This is a genomic window from Streptomyces sp. NPDC001880 (genome assembly GCF_053594575.1).
The window spans coordinates 115123-130934 of sequence record NZ_JBSFET010000009.1 but is presented as its reverse complement, the minus strand read 5'-3'; the positions used below and the strand labels follow the sequence as shown (position 1 = coordinate 130934).

The window sequence follows — 15812 nt, the reverse complement described above, 5'->3', positions numbered from 1 at the left end:
CGTGGAGACTATGAGTCGCCCCGAGGGGTGTCAAGGGTGTTGCCGACCTGTCCTCGGTCGCCCGGGATAATGGTCGATGTCTCCCCAACTAACCGCCCCTGAACGGCAATGTGGCCATGTGCGGGTGGTCTTGTGGCGTGTGATTCCCCTGTGATATTCACGCTGTGATTACCACATGGACGGGCGTGAAATCACGTGCCGATCCCACCTCGTACCGGACGGAATTCCGTTCGACGAAGGGACGAGTTTCATGCAAATGAACAGTGGGTCAGGTGGTACCGGAGGGTTCGGAAGACGGGCGATGCTCGGCGGGACGGCTGGTGTAGCCCTCGCTGCAGCCGGCCTGTCGGCGGGCAGGGCCTGGGGCGACGCGCCCTTCCACGAGGATCCGTTCGCCCTGGGGGTGGCGTCCGGCGATCCGTGGCCGGACGGGGTCGTACTGTGGACCCGCCTCGCTCCCCAGCCCCTCGCGCCCGACGGAAGCGGCGGCATGCCGCCGTACGCCTTCGACGTGCAGTGGGAGGTCGCCCGCGACGACCGCTTCCGGTCCGTCGTACGCCGGGGACGGACCCGTGCGGTGCCCGAACTCGCCCACTCCGTCCACGTCGAGGTCTCCGGACTCCAGCCGGGCCGGCACTACTACTACCGCTTCCGCGCAGGCGGCATGCTCAGCCCCGTCGGCCGGACCCGCACCGCGCCCCCGCCGCACAGCCGGCCCCGGGAGCTGGACTTCGCCTTCGTCTCCTGCCAGGCGTGGTTCGAGGGCTTCTACACCGCCTACCGGCACCTCGCCGAGGAGGACGTCGATCTCGTCCTGCACCTCGGCGACTACATCTACGAGAACGCCATCGACGCCATGGGCGGCGTACGCAAGGTCCCCGTCGCCGCCGAGCTGCGCCCCGAGCCGATGAACCTCGTCCAGTACCGCAACCGCCACGCACTCCACCGTTTCGACCCCGACCTCATCGCCGCCCACCAGGCCCACCCGTTCGCCCTCGTCTGGGACGACCACGAGGTCGAGGACAACTGGGCACGCGACAAGTCCAAGACCGACAGCGAACCCGACCAGGATCCGGCGGTCTTCCGCGAGCGCGCGGCGGCCGCGTTCCAGGCGTACTACGAGCACCTGCCGCTACGGCTGCCGAACAAGCCGAACGGCTTCGAGGCCCGGATGTACCGCCGTCTGCGCTACGGACGGATGGCCACCTTCCACATACTCGACACCCGGCTCTTCCGCGACGACCAGCCCTGCGGCGACGGCATCAAGAGCGGCTGCGACGAACGGCTGACGCCCGGCCGCACCATCCTCGGCCCCGAGCAGGAACAGTGGCTGTACCGCGGCCTCGGACGCTCCGACACGACATGGAACATGATCTCCCAGCAGATCCCCGTGACCCAGGTCGACACCGACCCCGGCCCCGGCCAGGCATTCGTGATGGACTTCTGGGACGGCTACGTGGACGCCCGCCGACGGCTGTTCAAGGAGCTCACCGACCGCAACGTGAGCAACCCCGTCGTCCTCACCGGCGACATGCACCGCCACCTCGCCGCCGATCTCAAGCAGAACTTCGACGACCCCGGCTCACCCACGCTCGGTGTCGAGTTCGTCGGCTCGTCCATCTCCACCACCAAGGACGGGATGGACCTGGACCCCTCCGGTGCCAGGCTGCTCGCCGCCAACGAGCACATCAAGTTCACCAACTTCCAGCGCGGCTACGTGCGCTGCGAGCTGACCCGGGACAGCTGCCGCGCAGATTTCCGGGTCCTGCCGTACGTGACCACCCCCGGAGCACCCGTCTCGACCCGGACCTCGTACGTGACCGAGGCCGGCCGGCCGGGTCTCCAGCAGGCCTGAGCGCACCAGGGAGGCGGTGCCCCCGAGAGGGGCGCCGCCCACGTGGCTCACCGGGCGGTGAGCCACGTGGGCGGCGCGGACGAACGGGTACGAGCCCGCCGCGTCCGGGGCCGTGATGGTGACCGTCCGCCCGGACGCCACCTTGCCGGTGCCGGTACCCGTCAAGAGCTCCTCGGGCCGGGCCGCCGCTCCGACGGCACCGCGGCCCGGACGTCAGGAGTCCCGGGACCGGGGAAGGGGCAGGCGCTCCGTGCGCCCCCCGGCCCGAATCCGTCCGGCGTACCGCCGTCGGAAACCGGTGCACCGGCCCGCCGGCAGCTCCCCGGGGTCAGGATTCGCTTGTCGCCGCCATCCCCAGGGTGATCAGGCCGAGCACCACCCAGCCGAACCAGAGCCAGCCGCTGCTCCCCAGCGCCACCGTGTAGGTGGTGACCACGACCAGCGCGGTCAGCGTGAGCACTCCCATGGCCTTCGTGGATCCGGACATGCCCGCACCCTCCTTGTCGGCTGTGTGGCCGTGGATGCCATCGTCACCCCTGAGGCGTGCCCACCGCTACTGCCCGCGCGCCTGCAATGAGGCGAGATAGGCGTTGTACGCCTGCAGCTCCTGGTCACCGTCCCGCTCGGCCCGGCGGTCCGATCGCTTCGCCGCCCGCTGTTCGGATCGGTACCACTGGAAGACCAGCGCGATCAGCACCAGCACCGAGGGGATCTCGCTGAAGGCCCAGGCGATCCCACCCGCCCAGCCCTGATCGCTCAGCGCGTCGATGCCCAGCGAGGCCGGCGGATGCTCGTACGTCCCCACCATCGGCGTCGTCGCCATCATCAGCGCGATACCGAAGAACGCGTGGAACGGCATCCCGGCGAACAGCTCCAGCATCCGCATCACATAGCCGGGCCGGTGCGGCCCCGGGTCGACACCCATGATCGGCCAGAAGAACACCAGGCCGACCGCGAGGAAGTGCACCATCATCGCGATGTGACCGGCCTTCGAACCCATCAGGAAGTCGAAGAGCGGGGTGAAGTACAGCCCGTACAGGCTGGCGATGAAGATCGGGATCGTGAAGGCCGGGTGCGTGATGACCCGCATGTACCGGCTGTGCAGCAGCTTGAGCAGCAACTCGCGCGGACCCGTGCGGCCACGGCCCGCGACCGGCAGAGCACGCAGCGCCAGGGTCACCGGAGCGCCCAGCAGCAGCAGGATCGGCGACAGCATGCTGATCACCATGTGCTGCACCATGTGCACGCTGAACATGACCATGCCGTAGTCGTTGAGCTTGGTGCACATCACCAGAGCGATGCTCAGCACGCCGACGACGAAGAACACGATCCGGCCGACCGGCCAGTCGTCCCCGCGTCTGCGCAGCCGCAGCACGGCGTACATGTACAGGACTATGCCGAGGGCACAGCCGATGAGGAAGAAGGGTTCCGCGGAGAACTGGAGCCCACGTCCCAGCGTGAACGGCGGCAGATCCATGTTCATGCCGTGCCCGCTGTGATCCATCTGTTCACTCCTGCTGGGGGCATCCCCGTTTCGTGCCGGTTGTCCCGACCAGAGTAGGACTGCCCCCGGCTGCAGCTGCGGCCGGGGGCAGTTCGGAGCACGGGGTGCGGCTCAGAGCACGCATTCCGCCTCGGCGTACCGCTCGGCCGGGACGGTCTTCAGCGTCTCCACGGCCTTGTTCAGCGGCACCATCACGATGTCCGTGCCGCGCAGCGCCGTCATCATGCCGAACTCGCCGCGGTGCGCCGCCTCCACCGCGTGCCAGCCGAAACGGGTGGCGAGCACCCGGTCGTACGCGGTCGGCGTACCGCCCCGCTGTACATGGCCGAGGATCACTGGGCGGGCCTCCTTGCCGAGGCGCTGCTCCAGCTCGGTGGAGAGCTGTGTGGCCATCCCCGCGAACCGCTCGTGGCCGTAGATGTCCTTGATCCCCTGCTCGACCTTCATGGAGGTGCCCTCGCGGGGCTTGGCGCCCTCGGCGACCACGACGATCGCGAACTTCTTGCCGGCCGAGAAACGCTTGCCGACCACCTCGGTCAGCTCGTCGATGTCGAACGGGCGCTCCGGCACGACGATGGCGTGCGCACCGGCAGCCATCCCCGAGTGCAGCGCGATCCAGCCGGTGTGGCGGCCCATGACCTCGACGATCAGCACCCGCTGGTGCGATTCGGCCGTCGTCTTCAGCCGGTCGAGTGCCTCGGTCGCGACACCGACGGCCGTGTCGAAGCCGAAGGTCACATCCGTGGAGGCGATGTCGTTGTCGATGGTCTTCGGTACGCCGACGATCGGCAGCCCCGCCTCGGAGAGCAGGTTGGCCGCCTTCAGCGTGCCCTCGCCACCGATCGGGATGATCGCGTCGAGACCGAGATCGGAGACATGGCCCCTGGCCTGTTCCACGCCGTCGCGCAGATGGGCGGGCTGGACCCGGGAGGAACCGAGAATCGTGCCGCCCCGGGCGAGGATGCCGCCGACCGCGTCGAGGTCGAGCTTGCGGTAGTCGCCTTCGAGAAGGCCCTTCCACCCGTCGTGGAAGCCGATGACCTCGTCGCCGTGGTCCACCACCGCACGGTGCACGACGGAACGGATGACGGCGTTGAGGCCGGGGCAGTCGCCGCCGGAGGTGAGCACACCAATTCGCATTGCCGGGGAAACCTTTGCAACGTGGGCCGATGACCGGACCACGTCGTCCGGTTGGATCCCCGCCACCCTACCGGCGCAGGGTGGCGGGACCGAACCGGGCGTCCGCCTGCTGGACTCCGCTCAGACGAGCGGAAAACGCCTCATCAGGCGGGCTGCGTGGCCGACGCGATGCGCTCCGCGCGCAGCGCCTCGTACCAGCGGTCGTCCGTCGGCGGCAGCGCGTTCACATCGAGGGCCAGCTTCAGCAGCAGGTCCGCGATGTGCGGGTTACGTGCCATCACGGGGCCGTGCATGTACGTACCGAAGACGGTGTCGTTGTACGCGCCCTCGGTGCCGTCGCCGGTGCCGTTGCCCCGGCCGAACTGCACCCGGGCGAACGGCCGTGCCGTCGGGCCGAGATGGGTGACGCCCTGGTGGTTCTCGAAACCGGTCAGGGGCGGCAGGCCGAGCTTCGGGTCGATGTCGGCCAGTACGTCACCGACGCACCGGGCCCCCTCGCCACGGGTGGAGACCACATCGAGCAGGCCGAGGCCGGGCTCGCGCTCACCGAGGTCGTTGATGAACTCGTGGCCGAGGATCTGGTAGCCGGCGCAGACCGAGAAGATGATCGCGCCGTTGGACGCGGCCCTGCTGAGCCCGCCGTCGCGGCGCAGCCGCTCCGCGGCGAGACGCTGCGGCCGGTCCTCACCGCCGCCGATCAGATAGATGTCGCCGGACGTCGGGACCGGCTGGTCGCTGCGCACGTCGACGCGCTGCACGTCGAGACCGCGCTGCCGGGCCCGGCGCTCGACCACCAGCGCGTTGCCCTGGTCGCCGTAGGTGCTGAGGAGGTCGGGGTAGACCCAGACCAGACGCAGACCGTTGTTGCTCATGCTTCGTCCTCTCCGGAGGTGGCCGGGGCGGGGGTCAGTTGCCGACACGACGGCGCAGATCCTGGAAGGCGGTGTAGTTGGCAATGACCTCGATACGGCCGGGCGGGGACTGCTGTACGGCCTCGTCGAGGTTCTCGCAGACCCGGAAGTCGAGACCGGCCACTTCGAGGCGGACCGCCAGGTCCAGCTTGCGGTCGCCGAGCACGAAGATCGGGTGACCGGCGAGCTGGGTGTAGTCCACGTCCCACAGCCAGGAGGTGTCCGTGCCGTCCGCGCCGCGGGCGTTGACGGAGAGAATCACCGGCGTGGGCGGCGGGTCGATCAGAGAAAACGTTTCGAGCCAGCCCGCCGGGTTCTTCGCCAGCAGCAGCCGCAGCTCACGGCCGAGGAAGGACACCACGTCGTAGCGGCCCGCGACGGCCTGCACCTGGTACATCCGCTCCAGCGCGACCTGCGGGGGCACACCGAAGACGGCGGCCACGGCGGCGGAGCTGGTGGCGTTGGCCTTGTTGGCCCGGCCGGGCAGCTGGAGATGGATCGGCCAGGCCGAACCGTGCGGGTCCAGGACGTAGTCGCCGTGCAGGACCCAGCTGGGCGCGGGCCTGCGGAATCCGCACTCGCCGCAGAACCAGTCGTCGCCGGGGCGCTGCATCACGCCGCCGCAGGCGGGGCAGGACCAGGCGTCGTCCTTCCACGCCTGCCCCGCCGCGACCCACACCACATTGGGGGAGGAGGACGCCGCCCAGACGATCAGCGGGTCGTCGGCGTTCGCGACGATCACGGCCTTCGAGCCGGACAGTCCCTCACGCCACTTCTCCGCCAGCATCCGGGTCTCCGCCGCGCGGTCCAGCTGGTCGCGGGAGAGGTTGAGCAGCGCGATCACCTTCGGCGTCGTGTCGCGCGCGACTCCGGCGAGGTACTTCTCGTCGACCTCGATCACGCCGTACTGCGCGTCCGAGCCGCCCGCCAGCGCCGAGGTGATGCCCGCCGGCATGTTGGCGCCGAGCGCGTTCGACACGACCGGGCCCGCGGCCCGCAGTGCCTCGGCGATCAGCCGGGTCGTCGTCGTCTTGCCGTTCGTCGCCGACACGAGGATCACGTCCAGGTGCTGCGCCAGCCGCCCCAGCAGGTCGGGGTCGAGCTTGAGCGCCACCCGGCCGCCGATCACCGATCCGCTGCCGCGCCCGGCGGCGCGCGACACCGCCGCCGCGGCCTTTCCCGCCGTCACGGCCAGCTTGGCCCGTGGCGACAGCGGCTCCGTGTTGCCTGCCATCGTCCTAGATCCTCCTTGCATCGGTCCACGCCCAGCCTATCGATGTCCGGCGCGGCGGCCGCACCCTGGCACCGCCGGGAAGGTGGAGGTCACGTGGAACGTACGATTGCGGCCATGCGAAACCGCCCGATCCCCGGCAGTTCCGGACTGATTCGTGCCATGAGCCTGCTCGGCGATCCGGTGCTGCACGGGACCTGTGAACCCGTCACGGACTTCGGCCCCTCGCTCGCCCGCCTCGTCGAGGACATGTACGCCACGATGTACGCGGCCGAGGGAGTCGGCCTGGCGGCCAACCAGATCGGCGTTCCGCTGCGGGTGTTCGTCTACGACTGCCCGGACGACGACGACGTCCGGCACCTCGGGCATCTCGTCAACCCACGGCTCGTCGAGGCCGACGGCATCACCGTACGAGGCCCGGAGGGCTGTCTTTCGCTGCCCGGCCTCGAAGCGGCCACCCCGCGGTTCGACCGGGCCGTCGTCGAGGGCCTCACCGTCCACGGAGACCCGGTCAGGGTCACCGGCACCGGCTTCTTCGCACGTTGTCTCCAGCACGAGTGCGACCATCTCGAAGGCGAGGTCTACACGGACCGGTTGACCGGGCTGCGTCGCAGGAGGGCGCTGCGCGCGGCCCGTCGGGCGCCCTGGGCGCGCACCGGCTGACCACGTCCGCGGTTCAGAATCCGGGGCCGCCCGGCCGGTCGCCCGCGGCGGACAGCCTGCCCCACAGCAGATCGGCCAGACTGCTCACCAACTGCTCACGGGAGCAGGGGCGTTCGCCCAGCCACCAGTCGCCGGCCGCGTGCATCATGCCGACGATGCCGTGGCCCCAGATGCGCGCCATGGCCTCGCTGTCCGGGCCCAGGTCCACCCGCTCGGCGATCACCAGGGCGAGTTCCTCGCCGAGCCGGCGCAGCAGCGGCGCCGAGTGCCGTCCGACGTCGAAACCCCGCTCCGCTGCGGGCGCCGCGTCGTCGGCCGGGTGCATCAGGAAGCGGTAGACCTGCGGACGGGCCTCGATCGCCGCGAGATAGGTGTCGAGCGTCGACTCGACGCGCCGGCGGCGCTCGGCGGGGGCGTCGAGCGCCGCCCGCAGGGCGATCAGCAGAGCGTCGGTGTGACGCTTGGCGAGGGCGCGGTAGAGCCCGCCCTTGTCGCCGAAATGCCGGTACAGGATGGGTTTGGTGATGCCCGCCTCGGCCGCGATGGCGTTCATCGAGGCACCCGGCCCGTCTCTGAGCACCACGCGGTCGGCGGCTTCGAGCAGCTCGCGGCGGCGGCTCTCGGCCGCTGTCCGCTGGCGCTCTGCCTGTCGTGTGCTCTCCATGTCGCCTCTCCCCGCCCTGGCCGTGCACATGTGCGTCCTGCCTGCGCAACGTAACACCCTGCCCAGCACCGTGCGGATGGTAACCCGGGCGGTTGACAGAGGCTACTTGCCGGTAACAGACTGCGGTTACCGCAAGTAACGAGTGGTTTTCACGGCAGTACGTGGAGGGGAACATGGCGGAGTTCACGCTCGAACTCAATGACGACCAGAAGCAGGTCCGTGACTGGCTTCACGGCTTTGCCGCGGATGTGATCCGTCCGGCGGCTTCGGAGTGGGACGAGCGTGAGGAGACGCCCTGGCCCGTCATCCAGGAGGCGGCCAAGGTGGGCATCTACTCCCTCGACTTCTACGCCCAGCAGTTCTTCGACCCGACGGGGCTCGGCATTCCGATGGCGATGGAGGAGCTCTTCTGGGGGGACGCGGGCATCGCTCTGTCCATCGTCGGTACCGGCCTGGCGGCCGTCGGCGTCCTCGCCAACGGCACCGAGGAGCAGATCGGCACCTGGATCCCGCAGATGTACGGCGACGCCGACGACGTGAAGGTCGCGGCCTTCTGCTCCTCCGAGCCGGACGCCGGTTCCGACGTCGCCTCGATGCGTACCCGCGCGGTGTACGACCAGGCCAAGGACGAGTGGGTGCTGAACGGCACCAAGACCTGGGCGACAAACGGCGGCATCGCGGGCGTCCATGTCGTCGTCGCCGTGGTCGACCCGGAGCTGGGTTCCAAGGGGCACGCCTCGTTCATCGTGCCGCCGCACACTCCCGGCCTCTCCCAGGGCCAGAAGTTCAAGAAGCACGGCATCCGCGCCTCCCACACCGCCGAGGTCGTCCTGGAGGACGTCCGGGTTCCCGGTCACTGCCTGCTCGGCGGCAAGGAGAAGCTCGACCAGCGCCTGGCACGGGCCCGGGAGCGCGCCGCCTCCGGTGGCGAGCGGGTGAAGAACGCCGCGATGGCCACCTTCGAGGCGTCCCGCCCGGCGGTCGGCGCGATGGCGGTCGGCACCGCCCGCGCGGCGTACGAGGTGGCGTTGGACTACGCGAAGACCCGCACCCAGTTCGGCCGTCCGATCATCGACAACCAAGGCGTCGCATTCCAGCTCGCCGACATGCGTACGCAGATCGACGCGGCCCGGCTGCTGGTCTGGCGCGCCTCGTGGATGGCGACCACCGGCAAGCCGTTCACCTCGGCCGAGGGCTCCATGTCCAAGCTGTACGCGAGCGAGACGGCGAAGAAGGTCACCGCCCAGGCCGTCCAGATTCTCGGCGGCAACGGCTTCACCCGTGAGTACCCGGTGGAGCGGATGCACCGGGACGCGGCGATCTACACGATCTTCGAGGGCACGAGCGAGATCCAGCGCCTGGTCATCGCCCGCACCCTCTCCGGCATGCCGATTCGCTGAGACCGTCCCGCCGGGGCTGCACCCGATCGCCGGACGGGCCCGGATTCCGGCCCGTCCGGCGACCGGGGACGCGGTATGTCAGGCCGGCAGGAGGGACTCGATGGCCGTGACGAGCTCGGGCGACTCCGGCTCGACGCGCGGGCGCAGACGCGCGACCGGCTCGCCCGCCGGGGAGATGAGGAACTTCTCGAAATTCCACTGCACGTCCCCGGCCTCGCCGTCCGCGTCCGCCAGCCGGGTCAGCTCGGCGTAGAGCGGGTGGCGCCCTTCGCCGTTCACATCGGTCTTCTCCAGCAGCGGGAAGCTGACCCCGTACGTCGTCGAGCAGAAGGTCTGGATCTCCTCCGGGCTTCCCGGCTCCTGGCCGGCGAACTGGTTGCACGGCACGCCGAGTACGGTGAAGCCGCGGTCCGCGTACTCGTTCTGGAGCTTCACCAGGCCCGCGTACTGCGGGGTGAGCCCGCACTTGGACGCGACATTCACCAACAGGACCACCTTGCCGCGGTAGTCGGCCAGGGAGGTGGGCTCGCCGGCGAGGGTGCGCAGCGGGATGTCGTGCAGCGTCATGAGGGTCTCCTCGTAGATGTGACTTCCGCAGCCATTGTCACGCCCCGAGCCGGTCCGTACGAAGCCGGTCGCCGGCCGCCTGCGGCCCGCGCACGCCGCCTGCCTGCGGAAGTCCCGCCACCGCGTCGAACGCGGCATGACCCCGATGAGCGACCCGCGTACGGTGTGCACCGGGCGTCGAACTCCTGTGCCCCGTCCGGGAGATCGGCACGAGGCCCGGCGCTCGCGTAGTCACCGGGAAGGCACTGCGTGCGCGGAGCCGATCGCCTTGTAGCAGAGCGTCGTCGGCTTCAGGACCCCGGCCGGGTCCGCGGCATAGTCCGGAATCGAACCGCACTCCGTCCAGCCCGCCGAACGGTGGAGCCGCTCGGCGGGACTTCCGCTCTCGGTGTCCGGGGCCAGCAGTGTGACGCCCGTTCCGGCGGCCGAGCGCTCGGCGGCGTCGAGCAGCGACCGGCCGCGGGCCGACGCGGGCGCGGTGCGGAAACGGTCGTCCTGCCGACCGGGCGCCGACGTGACACTCTTGTTCGGGGAGGCCCCGGTGGCCACTCGGCCCACCGCGTTGCCCGCTACCCGAGGAGGCCACCATGGCAAGTACCGCCAACGGACCGAGTGTGGCACCCCACGCCACCCCGAGGCCGAACCAGCCCATCCGGATCGACTGGACCACCTTCGCCGCGGTGCTGATGATCTTCGGCGGAGCGATGGCGATCTTCGAGGGAATCGCGGCCGTCGCCAGGAGCAACATGCTCATCGCCACGCGCGACTATGTGTTCCGCTTCAACCTCGCCGGCTGGGGCTGGATCCATCTCGCTCTGGGCATCGTCATCGTTCTCGCCGGCTGCACGCTGTTCACCGGAGCCGCCTGGGCCCGTGTGGCGGGCATCGTGGCCGCGGGTCTGGGAACACTCGCCAACTTCCTCTGGCTGCCCTACTACCCGCTCTGGTCCGTCGTGCTCATCGCCATCAACGTCTTCATCATCTGGGCGCTGTGCGCGAATCCGCAGCAGGAGGAGAAGAACCTCTGAGGTCACGGCAGAGGCCCGTCACCAGGGCGACACCGCCCACCGCTCCCACGGACATCGCCGTGAAGGTCGGCACGGTCCTTGTCTCCTCGGCGTCGCAACCCGTCCGGAACACGCAGTCCGGCAAGCGTCCACAAGCAGAAAGCACAAGGCGCGGCTTCCGCCGTGACACACCCGCTGTGCGCCCACGGTGATTCCCGTACTGCCATTCGCCCGGACCAGCGGGCAGCACCGCCTCCCGGGAAGGCTCAGACGTCATTGGCCGCGGGAAGCCGCCCCGCCCGAACCGCGTCGACGAGAGCCTGGTGGTCGCGCTCGTTCCGGTCGGCGTACTTCTCGGCGAAACGCGTCAGGGCCTGGTCGAACGAGCAGCCACGCCCCAGGTACGCCGCGATGGCGATCCGGTCGCCGGAACGCGCGTGGGCGCGGGCCAGGGTGGTGCCGCACGCCTCGCCGAACGCACGCATGCCGGACGGCACCATGTCCTCCGGGCCGACCATTCCCTTCCAGTCATGCAACTGGCGTACGTAGAAGTCGCGGCGCCTGCCGTCGATCCCCTCCACCTGCCCCCAGCCGAGAAAGATGTCGCCCGCCGCCTGCATCAGCCGCTGCCCCGCGACCACGCGCTCGCCCTGGTTCCGGTACGGGCCGGGGCCGGTGTGGGGCGTGAGCACCGAGGCGTCGGCCTCCTTGGCCTGGAGGAGCAACGGGTCCTCGCCGTCCCTGCCGAGCATCAGGATGACCCAGCACCGTGTGCCGACACTGCCGACGCCGACCACCTTGCGCGCCATGTCCACGAAGCGGAAGTCGGAGAGCAGGGTCCGCCGGTCCGACGGCAGGCTCCGTCCGTAGCGCCTGATCAGGGCGCGGAACTGCTCCTGCGTCGCGTCGCGCTCGCCCTCCGGGAGCAGATCGGCGACCGGTACGAGCAGCGGCGGGTCCGCCGCGATGCGCGGCCGGCCGTGCACGGTCTCGGTGAGTCTGCCGAAGGCCTGCAGATTGTCCCGTGTGCGGGCCTTCGCCGCGGCCCGTGCCAGCCGTTTGCGGCCGCGCTTCGCCAACTGCCCGGACACCAGCGTTTCGAGACCGCGGATGTCGATCCGTGAGTACCACACGTCGAGATTGCGCATACCGGCGAACCGGATCATCGACTCCCGGTACGACCTCACCGTGGTCAGCACGATGTCCGCGCGTTCCCTGTCGGTGAAGCCGTTCGCCCGGCCCGCGACGACGAAGCTGGTCGCCAGGCGTTTGATGTCCCACTCCCAGGGGCCGGGCGACGTCTCGTCGAAGTCGTTGATGTCGAACAGCAGATTCCGTTCCGGCGAGGCGAGCAGCCCGAAGTTCATCAGATGGGCGTCGCCGCACAGTTGGGCCCTGATCCCGGAATCCCCGGTCGTGGCCAGATCGGAGGCCATGATCGCGGCAGCGCCGCGGTAGAAGCGGAAGGGGGACTCGGCCATTCGTCCGTAGCGGATCGGTACGAGCTCGGGCAGCCTGGTCGCGCACTGGGCTTCGAGGACGGCCAGCGGGTCGGGCCGGCCGGCCGACGGTTCGAACTCGGCATGGCTCGATCGCGGTATTCCGCGCCGCGCCCCCCTGCCGCGAGCCGCCCGCTGCTCGGGTGTCGCATCCGGTGACGTTCTGAGCGTCGAGGCCGCGTCCGGGGGCATCGGCTCCGGGTCCTTGGGCATCGGGACCTCCTGACTGCTCCACGGGCGCGCACCGTTCCCGCCGCACCGCACCGGCCGGCGCGACGCCGCCCTGAGTCCGATCATCGCGGCTCGCACCGGTTCCGGCATCATCTGGACCACGCCGTCACGCCGCGCGCCCGCACCGCCACGGGCGGCCCGAGCGGGCGATCACGGGGGCCGGGGACAGCGGGACCGAGAACGATCCTCGTGGTCCCGAACACCGGAGAGCCGGCCGTCGCGGTCCTCACCGTCCGCGTGGCGGACGGGCCGGCACGACCCCGGCCGTACGTGGACTCGCCTGCGAGGGCCGGCTGCGCAAGTCCCGCCACGCCTTCGAGAGGACGCTCACCCACGCCAAACACGTCGGCCTGTTCGCCGCGGAGATCGGCCCAAGCGGCGAGCAACTCGGCCATTTCCGAAAGGTGTTCATCCGTCTCTCGCTCATCACGGCGGTCCGGACCACGGACGAGGCACTGGGCCGACGGCGCTCAGGGCGACGGCGGCCGCGACGGGGGACCGAGGAGGACGGCGGTGTCGCCCGGCCGGACATCCGGGGTGTACGCGTGGGTGACCGGAGCGAGCCGCCCGTCGGCGCGTACGACGAACAGCACGTCGTGCCCGGCCGGGACGGCCCCGTCGGCCCGCCGCGTCAGCACCCGGGCGCCGGCCTCGTACCGGCGGGCCAGCTCCGGCTGGGTCAGGCCGGGGCGGAAGAGGGGCTCGCCCCCGGTGTACGGCGCCACCACGCCCTGGCTGTCGGCGCCCGGAGCGAGCCGGTGGACCGGGCCCTCGACGGTCTCCCGCAGCGTCATGGCGGCCAGTGCGTTGAAGCCGTCCTCCTCGGTGAGCAGCAGCACACCGGTGATGCCCTCCAGCTCCGCCCCGGCACCCGAGGCCGCAGCGAGCAGTTCCCCCGGCGCCAGCGGCAGCCCGGCCTCCTCGATCCGGGTCCGCTGGCGCCCGCTGCCCGCCCACATCAGAACGTCCAGCCCCGCGGAGCTCAGCGCGCGCCCCAGGTCGACCGCCCAGGGCGAACCGCCCACCAGCAGCGGCCGGGACCGGGACGGGCGCAGCACCCCGAGCCGCCGGGCGACCGGAAACGCCGTCAGGCCGTACAGCGTGACGGTGGCGACGATCACCACGAAGGTCGCGGGCAGGATCCGTTCGGCGCCGTCGACGCCCCGCGCCACCAGAGTCGCGGAGAAGGTGGAGGCGGTCGCCGCGGCGACGATGCCGCGCGGGGCCATCCACCCGATGAACCACCGCTCGCCGCCGCGGACATCGGTCCCGGCCGTCGCCACCAGCGCCACGAGCGGACGTACCACCAGGACCAGCAGGGCGACCAGCGCGAGCGAGGGCAGCACCACGTGCCGCAGCGAGGCCGGGGTGACCGTGGCCGGGATGGAGATGAACAACAGACCGATGATCAGCGAGACCAGTGTGTCCAGGAACGGCCGGCGGGCCGGAAGGTCCAGGCCCGGCAGATTCGCCATGGCCATTCCCATCACGACCGCGGAGATGAGCCCGGTGTCCTCGCGGAGCGCGTCGCAGGCGGCCGCGATCCCGATCACCGCGGCGATCTGCGTGGAAGCGGCCAGTTCCTCGCTCAGCCGGGCACGGCGCAGCAGCAGCCACAGCACACCCGCCCCGATCACGCCGCCCAGCGCACCCACCGCGACGCTGGCCGAGAATTGCTCCAACTGGCTTCCGAAACCCTTGAGTTCACCGGCAACGACGGCGTGGAAGACGAGCGCCCCCAGGACGCCGCCGACCGGGTCGATCAGGGAGCCCTCCCAGATCAGGACGCGTTGCAGCCGCTCGGAGGGCCGGACGAAATTGAGCAGCGGCCCGACGACCGTCGGCCCGGACACGACGAGAATCGCGCCCAGCATCACCGCCGCACCCTTGGACATGTCCAGCACCGGCGCGGCGAACAGCGCGGCGGACAGCCAGGTGATGAGCGCCCCCAGCAGGATCAGTCTGACCACGATGCGACGCGTATGGCCCCGCAGCCGCCCGAACTCCAGGCCGAGCCCGGCCTCGTAGAGAATCACCGCCACCGAGAGGGAGACCAGCGGGGAGAACGCCTCGCCCAGCAGCCTCTCGGGGTTGACGTCGTCCGTCAGCGCCCCGGCGGTGAAGCCGACCGGCAGCAGGATCAGCAGTGCGGGCACCCGCAGCCGGCTCGCCACCAGCTGGGAGCCGACCGCCAGAACCACGATGAGGCCCACCCCCGTCATCACTTCATCGGCCGTCATCTCCGTGCCTCCCTGGACGCCGTGCTGCCCGGCAACCATCGGCGGCGGTGGCAGAGAGGCAGGGTGCGGCTCGCGCCACTGGGCCGTTGGAGTGACCCCCTGTCCCTCCGACGGCCCAACGGGTCCGTGACCCCGTGCCCCTGACCAAGATGCGCACCGGCCCGCCCACTGCTCCAATGACGGAGACACAGGCCCCGGCCGACCGCGGGGCAGTCGAGATTCTGAGGAGCCGGTGTGAGCAGCGAGACCGACGAGACGGGGCCGATCGACTACCTGGTGATCGAGTTCCCGGGAAGCCGGATGACGGGCGAGGGACTGCCCCTGCTGGTCGACCTGGTCGACCGGGGAATCATCCGGATCCTGGATCTGGTCTTCGTCAGGAAGAACCAGGACGGAACGGTGGACGGCGTGGAACTCTCCGAGCTGACCACGAACGGCCACGAAGACCTCGCCGTCTTCGAAGGGGTGTCCTCAGGACTGCTCGGCCGGGACGACATCGACGAGGTGAGCGCGGTCCTCGAAGCCGGCAGCGCCGCCGCAATCGTCATCTACGAGAACGTGTGGGCCGGACCTCTCGCGGCCGCCCTGCGCCGCTCCGGAGGACGCCTCGTCGCCAACGGGCGCATCCCGGTCCAGGAGATCCTGGCGTCGCTCGACGCGGCCGAGGCCGGGGCCCAGGCCTGAGAGGCTGCCGGGTGACCTCGGATCGGAAGGCGGACGCGGTCCGGTGCGAGCGGTTCCAAGGCGGAGGAGGGAGTCGGATGGGGCCTCCCCTGCTCGAGCGGAGCCGAGAGCTCGGGGAAGGAGCGTTGGCGACCGACGACAACGCGGGAAGCGTGCGTGCCAGGGCGTGGCCGCCCGGTCGGAGGTCACCCGACAGCCTCTGAGTCACCGTCCTGG

At 70.5% G+C, this 15812-nt stretch carries 15 protein-coding genes; 5 read left to right on the top strand and 10 right to left on the bottom strand.

All coding sequences use genetic code 11. The features are described from left to right. Positions 1–301: 301 nt before the first annotated feature. Positions 302–1855, top strand: a complete 1554-nt coding sequence (locus tag ACWCQ6_RS08380) for an alkaline phosphatase D family protein (RefSeq protein WP_451086735.1) — start codon at positions 302–304, stop codon at positions 1853–1855. Between the two features lie 328 nt (positions 1856–2183). Here ACWCQ6_RS08380 and ACWCQ6_RS08375 read toward each other — a convergent pair whose 3' ends face one another. The 5 genes from ACWCQ6_RS08375 to ACWCQ6_RS08355 form a co-directional block, all read right to left on the bottom strand. Next, on the bottom strand, positions 2184–2342 hold the full coding sequence (locus ACWCQ6_RS08375; protein WP_451086733.1) for a hypothetical protein: 159 nt from the start codon (positions 2340–2342) through the stop codon (positions 2184–2186). 66 nt (positions 2343–2408) lie between these two features. Continuing rightward, positions 2409–3359, bottom strand: coding sequence for a cytochrome c oxidase assembly protein (locus ACWCQ6_RS08370; RefSeq protein ID WP_451086731.1), 951 nt, complete (start codon positions 3357–3359; stop codon positions 2409–2411). Positions 3360–3470: 111 nt separating this feature from the next. Continuing rightward, positions 3471–4499, bottom strand: a complete 1029-nt coding sequence (locus tag ACWCQ6_RS08365) for a 6-phosphofructokinase (RefSeq protein ID WP_451086729.1) — start codon at positions 4497–4499, stop codon at positions 3471–3473. Between the two features lie 143 nt (positions 4500–4642). After that, on the bottom strand, positions 4643–5371 hold the full coding sequence (locus ACWCQ6_RS08360) for a type 1 glutamine amidotransferase (protein ID WP_451086727.1): 729 nt from the start codon (positions 5369–5371) through the stop codon (positions 4643–4645). A 34-nt stretch (positions 5372–5405) separates the two neighbouring features. Beyond that, positions 5406–6644 (bottom strand): Mur ligase family protein, encoded by a 1239-nt coding sequence (locus ACWCQ6_RS08355; protein WP_093550998.1) that lies wholly within the window; start codon positions 6642–6644, stop codon positions 5406–5408. 114 nt (positions 6645–6758) lie between these two features. Here ACWCQ6_RS08355 and def point away from each other — a divergent pair, with 114 nt between their 5' ends. Then, complete coding sequence (gene def, locus ACWCQ6_RS08350) at positions 6759–7304, top strand: peptide deformylase (RefSeq protein ID WP_451086725.1); 546 nt, start codon at positions 6759–6761, stop codon at positions 7302–7304. A gap of 13 nt (positions 7305–7317) precedes the next feature. Here the strand turns inward: def and ACWCQ6_RS08345 are convergent, their stop codons facing one another. Next, a complete protein-coding gene (locus tag ACWCQ6_RS08345) occupies positions 7318–7968 on the bottom strand; it encodes a TetR family transcriptional regulator (protein WP_451086723.1) in 651 nt (216 codons plus the stop codon). A 173-nt stretch (positions 7969–8141) separates the two neighbouring features. On the opposite strand from ACWCQ6_RS08345, the gene ACWCQ6_RS08340 reads away from it, so the two are divergent. Further along, on the top strand, positions 8142–9368 hold the full coding sequence (locus tag ACWCQ6_RS08340; RefSeq protein WP_451086721.1) for an acyl-CoA dehydrogenase family protein: 1227 nt from the start codon (positions 8142–8144) through the stop codon (positions 9366–9368). Positions 9369–9446: 78 nt separating this feature from the next. Here ACWCQ6_RS08340 and ACWCQ6_RS08335 read toward each other — a convergent pair whose 3' ends face one another. Then, complete coding sequence (locus ACWCQ6_RS08335; protein ID WP_451086804.1) at positions 9447–9935, bottom strand: glutathione peroxidase; 489 nt, start codon at positions 9933–9935, stop codon at positions 9447–9449. A 231-nt stretch (positions 9936–10166) separates the two neighbouring features. Continuing rightward, positions 10167–10484, bottom strand: a complete 318-nt coding sequence (locus tag ACWCQ6_RS08330; protein WP_451086719.1) for a hypothetical protein — start codon at positions 10482–10484, stop codon at positions 10167–10169. Between the two features lie 38 nt (positions 10485–10522). On the opposite strand from ACWCQ6_RS08330, the gene ACWCQ6_RS08325 reads away from it, so the two are divergent. Further along, entirely contained in the window at positions 10523–10963 is a 441-nt protein-coding gene (locus ACWCQ6_RS08325; RefSeq protein ID WP_451086717.1) for a DUF7144 family membrane protein, read from the top strand. Positions 10964–11208: 245 nt separating this feature from the next. On the opposite strand, the gene ACWCQ6_RS08320 is transcribed toward ACWCQ6_RS08325, so the two are convergent. Beyond that, positions 11209–12633, bottom strand: a complete 1425-nt coding sequence (locus ACWCQ6_RS08320; protein ID WP_451086802.1) for a DUF2252 domain-containing protein — start codon at positions 12631–12633, stop codon at positions 11209–11211. A gap of 509 nt (positions 12634–13142) precedes the next feature. Continuing rightward, complete coding sequence (locus ACWCQ6_RS08315) at positions 13143–14912, bottom strand: cation:proton antiporter (protein ID WP_451086715.1); 1770 nt, start codon at positions 14910–14912, stop codon at positions 13143–13145. 234 nt (positions 14913–15146) lie between these two features. Between ACWCQ6_RS08315 and ACWCQ6_RS08310 the strand changes: the two genes are divergently transcribed. Next, complete coding sequence (locus tag ACWCQ6_RS08310) at positions 15147–15596, top strand: DUF6325 family protein (protein WP_451086713.1); 450 nt, start codon at positions 15147–15149, stop codon at positions 15594–15596. The last annotated feature ends 216 nt before the right edge of the window (positions 15597–15812 follow it).

What these genes read in the sequence shown, in the direction of transcription:
- ACWCQ6_RS08380 (WP_451086735.1), top strand. Translation starts at nt 302, where the DNA reads ATGCTCGGCGGGACGGCTGGTGTAGCCCTCGCTGCAGCCGGCCTGTCG.
- ACWCQ6_RS08375 (WP_451086733.1), bottom strand. Translation starts at nt 2,342, where the DNA reads ATGTCCGGATCCACGAAGGCCATGGGAGTGCTCACGCTGACCGCGCTG.
- ACWCQ6_RS08370 (WP_451086731.1), bottom strand. Translation starts at nt 3,359, where the DNA reads ATGGATCACAGCGGGCACGGCATGAACATGGATCTGCCGCCGTTCACG.
- ACWCQ6_RS08365 (WP_451086729.1), bottom strand. Translation starts at nt 4,499, where the DNA reads ATGCGAATTGGTGTGCTCACCTCCGGCGGCGACTGCCCCGGCCTCAAC.
- ACWCQ6_RS08360 (WP_451086727.1), bottom strand. Translation starts at nt 5,371, where the DNA reads ATGAGCAACAACGGTCTGCGTCTGGTCTGGGTCTACCCCGACCTCCTC.
- ACWCQ6_RS08355 (WP_093550998.1), bottom strand. Translation starts at nt 6,644, where the DNA reads ATGGCAGGCAACACGGAGCCGCTGTCGCCACGGGCCAAGCTGGCCGTG.
- def (WP_451086725.1), top strand. Translation starts at nt 6,759, where the DNA reads ATGCGAAACCGCCCGATCCCCGGCAGTTCCGGACTGATTCGTGCCATG.
- ACWCQ6_RS08345 (WP_451086723.1), bottom strand. Translation starts at nt 7,968, where the DNA reads ATGGAGAGCACACGACAGGCAGAGCGCCAGCGGACAGCGGCCGAGAGC.
- ACWCQ6_RS08340 (WP_451086721.1), top strand. Translation starts at nt 8,142, where the DNA reads ATGGCGGAGTTCACGCTCGAACTCAATGACGACCAGAAGCAGGTCCGT.
- ACWCQ6_RS08335 (WP_451086804.1), bottom strand. Translation starts at nt 9,935, where the DNA reads ATGACGCTGCACGACATCCCGCTGCGCACCCTCGCCGGCGAGCCCACC.
- ACWCQ6_RS08325 (WP_451086717.1), top strand. Translation starts at nt 10,523, where the DNA reads ATGGCAAGTACCGCCAACGGACCGAGTGTGGCACCCCACGCCACCCCG.
- ACWCQ6_RS08320 (WP_451086802.1), bottom strand. Translation starts at nt 12,633, where the DNA reads ATGCCCCCGGACGCGGCCTCGACGCTCAGAACGTCACCGGATGCGACA.
- ACWCQ6_RS08315 (WP_451086715.1), bottom strand. Translation starts at nt 14,912, where the DNA reads ATGACGGCCGATGAAGTGATGACGGGGGTGGGCCTCATCGTGGTTCTG.